Below are 3,212 nucleotides of genomic sequence, written 5' to 3'. Positions count from 1 at the left end.
ATATGTTCTTTGAGAGAGAGGAAGTCACAAATTGCGTTGCAAGCGCAGAAGAGTATAGTATGGCTACGGCCAAGGAAGGGCGTCTGGGGGATGCCTATGGCTCTGATTGGCGAAGAAGGACGCGGACAGCAGCGAAAACAGCGGGGAGGAGCACACATCCATTGATCCGTTGGTCTCCGAATGGGGCAACCCGGTATGGTGAAGCCATATCACCATCTTACGATGGGGCAAACGAGGGGAACTGAAACATCTAAGTACCCTTAGGAAGAGAAAACAAGAGTGATTCCGTAAGTAGTGGCGAGCGAACGCGGACAAGCCCAAACCACAGCGGTTACGGCCGCTGCGGGGTTGTAGGACCGACCATCAAACTGATTGCTAAACCGGAATGTTCTGGGAAGGACATCCATAGAGGGTGAGAGACCCGTACGGGTAGTAGGAGTCAGTGGGGTTGGGATCCTGAGTAAGGGGGGGCCGGAGGAACCCCCTCTGAATCTGGCAGCACCATCTGCCAAGGCTAAATACACATCAGAGACCGATAGCGAACCAGTACCGTGAGGGAACGGTGAAAAGTACCGCAAGCAGCGGGGTGAAATAGAACCTGAAACCAGACGCCTACAAACGGTTGGAGCTCCTTCGTGGAGTGACAGCGTGCCTTTTGCATAATGAGCCTACGAGTTACCGTCACTGGCGAGGTTAACCTTTTGAAGAAGGGGAGCCGAAGCGAAAGCGAGTCTGAACAGGGCGCTGAGTCAGTGGGGGTAGACGCGAAACCGGGTGATCTATCCGTGGCCAGGTTGAAGTGGCAGTAACATGTCATGGAGGACCGCACCAGTAAACGTTGAAAAGTTTTTGGATGAGCTGCGGATAGGGGTGAAAGGCCAATCAAACCCGGAAATAGCTCGTACTCTCCGAAATGTTTTTAGGAACAGCCTTGCATGACAAATTCCCAGGAGGTAGAGCTACCGATAGGACTAGGGGGAGTCACATCCTACCAACTTCTGACGAACTCCGAATGCCTGGGAATTGATGCGGGAGTGAGGGGTCGGGTGCTAAGGTCCGACTCCGAGAGGGGAACAACCCAGACCACCGGCTAAAGTCCCCAAGTGGTTGCTCAGTTGAACAAAGGAGGTCCGGTTGCCGAGACAGCCAGGAGGTTAGCTTGGAAGCAGCTATTCCTTTAAAGAGTGCGTAACAGCTCACTGGTCGAGCGAGGCGGGCATCGATAATAAACGGGCATGAAGCAACCCACTGAAGCCGTGGACAGCAGTCTTTCGGGACTGGTTGTGGTAGGAGAGCATTCTGATTGGGGTGAAGGTTTGGCGTGAGCCGGGCTGGACTGGTCAGAAAAGCAAATGTAGGCATAAGTAACGATAATGAAGGTGAGAACCCTTCACACCGTAAGACTAAGGATTCCACCGCGATGGCAATCAACGGTGGGTGAGTCGGCACCTAAGGGGCAGGCGATAGCCGAACCTGAGGGCAAACGGGTTAATATTCCCGTACTGGCCGGATGAGAGAAGCGGGGACGGAGTACTGAACTGGCCGCGCACTGCGGGAAATGTGCGTTGAAGGCTGAAGCTATTGTTTCCATTGGCAAATCCGTGGAGATAGGTGGACGCCGATAGTACCTGGAGACCTTCGGGTGTTCGGGATAGCGCCGGGGATGGGCTTCCAAGAAAAGCCGCTATCGTTAATCGTCCGGGCAACCGTACCGCAAACCGACACAGGTAGTCGAGATGAATAATCTAAGGTGCGCGAGAGAATCATGGCTAAGGAACTCGGCCAATTGACCCTGTAACTTCGGGAGAAGGGGGACCTACTGTGCTGTTAAAGGCACGGAGGTCGCAGAGAAAAGGCCCAGGCGACTGTTTACCAAAAACACAGGACTCTGCGAAATCGAGAGATTCAGTATAGGGTCTGACACCTGCCCGGTGCTGGAAGGTTAAGGGGGGGCGTTAGGGGCGCAAGCTTCGAAGCGTTGAACTGAAGCCCCAGTAAACGGCGGCCGTAACTATAACGGTCCTAAGGTAGCGAAATTCCTTGTCGGGTAAGTTCCGACCTGCACGAATGGTGTAACGATCTGGGCACTGTCTCAGCCATGAGCTCGGTGAAATTGTAGTTCCGGTGAAGATGCCGGATACCCGCCACGGGACGGAAAGACCCCGTGCACCTTTACTACAGCTTATCATGGACGCTGGCACAGGGATGTGTAGGATAGGTGGGAGGCAGTGAAGCGGTGTCGCCAGGCATCGTGGAGCCAACGTTGAAATACCACCCTTCTCTTTGTTGGCGTCTAACCTCACTAAGTGAGGGACCGTGGTTGGCGGGTAGTTTGACTGGGGTGGTCGCCTCCGAAAGGGTAACGGAGGCTTCCAAAGGTTCGCTCAGGCCGGTTGGTAACCGGCTGTGGAGTGCAATAGCAGAAGCGGGCTTGACAGTGAGACAGACAAGTCGATCTGGTGCGAAAGCAGGGTATAGTGATCCGGTGGTTCCGCATGGGTGGGCCATCGCTCAAAGGATAAAAGGTACGCCGGGGATAACAGGCTGATCTCCCCCAAGAGCTCACATCGACGGGGAGGTTTGGCACCTCGATGTCGGCTCGTCACATCCTGGGGCTGGAGAAGGTCCCAAGGGTTCGGCTGTTCGCCGATTAAAGTGGCACGCGAGCTGGGTTCAGAACGTCGTGAGACAGTTCGGTCCCTATCTGTGGTGGGCGTAAGAAGATTGACGGGGGCTGCCCTTAGTACGAGAGGACCGGGGTGGACTCACCGCTGGTGAACCGGTTGTTGTGCCCACGGCACGGCCGGGTAGCTACGTGGGGTTTGGATAAGCGCTGAAAGCATCTAAGTGCGAAGCCGGCCCGGAGATGAGTCTTCTATGAAGGACGTTAGAGACGATGACGTTGATAGGCGGCAGGTGCAGGGCGTGAGAGCGCTACAGCCGAGCCGTACTAATGACCTGAAGGTCGCAGGATACGACGACTTGAGAGTGCTTGCAGTAGGTTTGTGATTTCCTTTTTTCTTAAAGATACCTAAAGAAACCAGCGTTGACGGAAGCGACCCCGATGGGGAAGCGAAGTCAACCCAAGAGCTGGGATGGTGGCAAGGGTGCGGGGGAACACCTCTTCCCATACCGAACAGAGCCGTTAAGCCCCGTTACGCCGATGGTACTGGAGTCACTTCCGGGAGAGTAGGTTGCCGCCACCACAGATT

General features: G+C 55.0%; 2 rRNA genes. Both read left to right on the top strand.

Going from position 1 to position 3,212, the window contains the following annotated elements:
* Positions 1 to 63 precede the first annotated feature (63 nt).
* Positions 64 to 2,973 (top strand): 23S ribosomal RNA (locus tag ACS5NO_RS33140).
* 121 nt (positions 2,974 to 3,094) lie between these two features.
* Positions 3,095 to 3,206, top strand: a 5S ribosomal RNA gene (gene rrf / locus ACS5NO_RS33135).
* Positions 3,207 to 3,212 lie beyond the last annotated feature (6 nt).

The sequence above is a fragment of the Larkinella fluvii genome (assembly GCF_051857545.1).
Taxonomy (GTDB): Bacteria; Bacteroidota; Bacteroidia; order Cytophagales; family Spirosomataceae; genus Larkinella.
Note: the sequence above shows the minus strand (reverse complement) of the source record. Positions and strands in the feature narration are given on the sequence as shown.